Source organism: Phocaeicola sp. RTP21198st1_B8_RTP21198_201120 (assembly GCF_040929485.1).
Classification (GTDB): Bacteria; Bacteroidota; Bacteroidia; order Bacteroidales; family Bacteroidaceae; genus Phocaeicola; species Phocaeicola dorei.
Window position 1 is genome coordinate 1 of sequence record NZ_JBCOCI010000203.1, and the last position, 2,398, is coordinate 2,398.

The window sequence follows — 2,398 nt, forward strand, 5'->3', positions numbered from 1 at the left end:
AAAAGCGGTAAGATAGACAAAGCCATTACGCAAATAGGGCGCAAGATTATCGTGGATGCGGAACTTGCCCTTGAACTGGCTGGAAAGAAAACCGGAGGACGAAAATAACGGGAGGTGTACTTATGGATTATATGAAAGATATAAAAGAAATATCGGCGGAAGAAGCCGTAATCCTTTGGCAAGCCTCACGCCTGAGCCTGTCGAAAATCTATGAGAAAGCACCTGAGATTCTAAAAGTGCAAGGTTCGGTCATTGGTACACTGGGTAATTTCAGTGCATCAATCGGCAAAGCCAAAAGCAAAAAGACTTTCAATGTGTCGGCTATCGTGGCGGCAGCATTGAAGAATGGTACAGTGCTAAGATATGTGGCGGAACTACCCGAAGAGAAACGGAAAATCCTGTATGTGGACACGGAACAAAGTCCTTATCATTGTCTGAAAGTCATGAAACGTATTTTACGGATGGCTGGGCTTCCAGATGACAGGGACAATGAGCATCTGGAATTTCTTGCTTTGAGGAAATACACGCCCGAACAGCGTATCAGGATTGTAGAGCAGGCTATTTACAATACGCCTGACATAGGGCTTGTAATCATAGACGGCATCCGTGACATGGTATATGACATCAACAGCCCCGGTGAATCGACACGCATCATATCAAAGCTGATGCAGTGGACGGACGACAGGCAGATACATATCCACACGATACTCCACCAAAACAAGGGGGATGACAACACAAGGGGGCATATCGGTACGGAACTGAACAATAAGGCTGAAACCGTCCTGCAAATTACCAAAAGTACGCAGGACGGCAACATAAGCGAGGTAAAGGCGATGCACATACGTGACCGGGAGTTTGACCCGTTCGCATTCCGTATCAACGACAGCGCATTGCCCGAAGCCGTGGACGGTTATGTATTCAAGCAACCCAGCCAAGACAGGGGCTTTCCACTGGCAGAACTGACGGAGCAACAGCACAGGACAGCTTTGGAAAACGGTTTTGGCAAACAGGTCATATATGGTTACGAGAATGTCCTAAAGACCTTGAAACAGGGTTATGCAAGTATCGGCTACAAGCGTGGACGCAATATCCATGTGGATTTGAACAAGTTCCTTGTGAACAAGCGCATGATTGTGAAAGAGGGCAAGGGCTACCGCTATAATCCCGATTTCCATTATTAAAAGTCAGTTTGGTTTAGTCCGGGTGTATATATAAGAGGAACGGACTTACTATTTCCCTGTATCGGAACAGGCAGGTTTAGTATGGTACGGGTATATATATAACGGACTAAACAGGACTGGCGCACTTTTCAACTATTTTTTAATCCCCAAAAAAGAAAATGTTATGAACATCGAAGATGTGAAACAAATACCCATCGCAGACTATCTGCATAGTTTAGGTTACTCTCCTGTCAAGCAGCAGGGTAACGGCTTATGGTACAAATCACCGTTAAGGGAGGAACACGAACCGTCTTTCAAGGTGAACACTGACCGCAACCTTTGGTATGACTTTGGCGCAGGCAAGGGCGGCAACATCATCGCACTGGCAAAGGAACTCTATTGCTCCGACAGCCTGCCATACCTGTTAAACCGGATAGCGGAACAGACACCGCACGTCCGCCCGGTCAGTTTTTCTTTTCCCCAGCGTAGGACAGAACCGAGTTTCCAACATTTGGAAGTCCGTGACTTGACCCATCCGGCATTGCTCCGTTACTTGGAGGGACGGGGTATCAATATCGAACTGGCAAAAAGAGAATGTAAGGAACTCCATTTTACCAATAACGGCAGACCGTTCTTTGCTATCGGTTTCCCGAACATAGCAGGAGGTTACGAGGTTCGCAATTCCTTTTTCAAAGGCTGCATCGCCCCGAAAGACATCACCCATATACGGCAGCAGGGAGAGCCGAGAGAGAAGTGTTTGGTATTCGAGGGTTTTATGGACTATCTTTCTTTCCTCACGCTCCGGATGAAGAACTGCCCGACCATGCCCGACCTTGACAGGCAGGATTATGTCATACTCAACTCTACTGTCAATGTGCCGAAAGCTATTGACGTGCTGTACCTGTATGAACGCATCCACTGTATGCTTGACAATGACGAGGCGGGGTATAAGGCTACACGGGCTATCGAATTGGAATACTCCTACCGTGTGCGTGACTTCTCGGGCAATTACAGGGGGTATTCGGACTTGAACGATTACCTGTGCGGCAGGAAGCAGGAACAGAAGAACAGCACCAGCCAAGCGCAGGAGATAAAGCAGGAAACCGGACAACGTGCCGCCCCAAGACAGAAAAGGGGCAGGGGCATTTAGTCCGGCAGGATTACCAGCGACAGGCGGTTTAATTTGGAGAGCAAGGTTATGTTTCGGTAAACCGAAACTACCTTGCTTTGCTTGACAG

Annotated in this window: 3 protein-coding genes; all 3 read left to right on the plus strand. The window is 47.7% G+C overall.

Going from position 1 to position 2,398, the window contains the following annotated elements; genetic code table 11:
* Positions 1–108: DUF3853 family protein (locus tag AB5935_RS24480; protein WP_368327700.1), on the plus strand; the 108-nt coding region annotated here is incomplete at its 5' end.
* 14 nt (positions 109–122) lie between these two features.
* Positions 123–1,181, plus strand: coding sequence for an AAA family ATPase (locus AB5935_RS24485; RefSeq protein WP_368327698.1), 1,059 nt, complete (start codon positions 123–125; stop codon positions 1,179–1,181).
* A 163-nt stretch (positions 1,182–1,344) separates the two neighbouring features.
* The gene (locus AB5935_RS24490) at positions 1,345–2,310 is read left to right on the plus strand and encodes a toprim domain-containing protein (RefSeq protein WP_368327699.1); all 966 of its coding nucleotides are present in this window, start codon (positions 1,345–1,347) and stop codon (positions 2,308–2,310) included.
* The last annotated feature ends 88 nt before the right edge of the window (positions 2,311–2,398 follow it).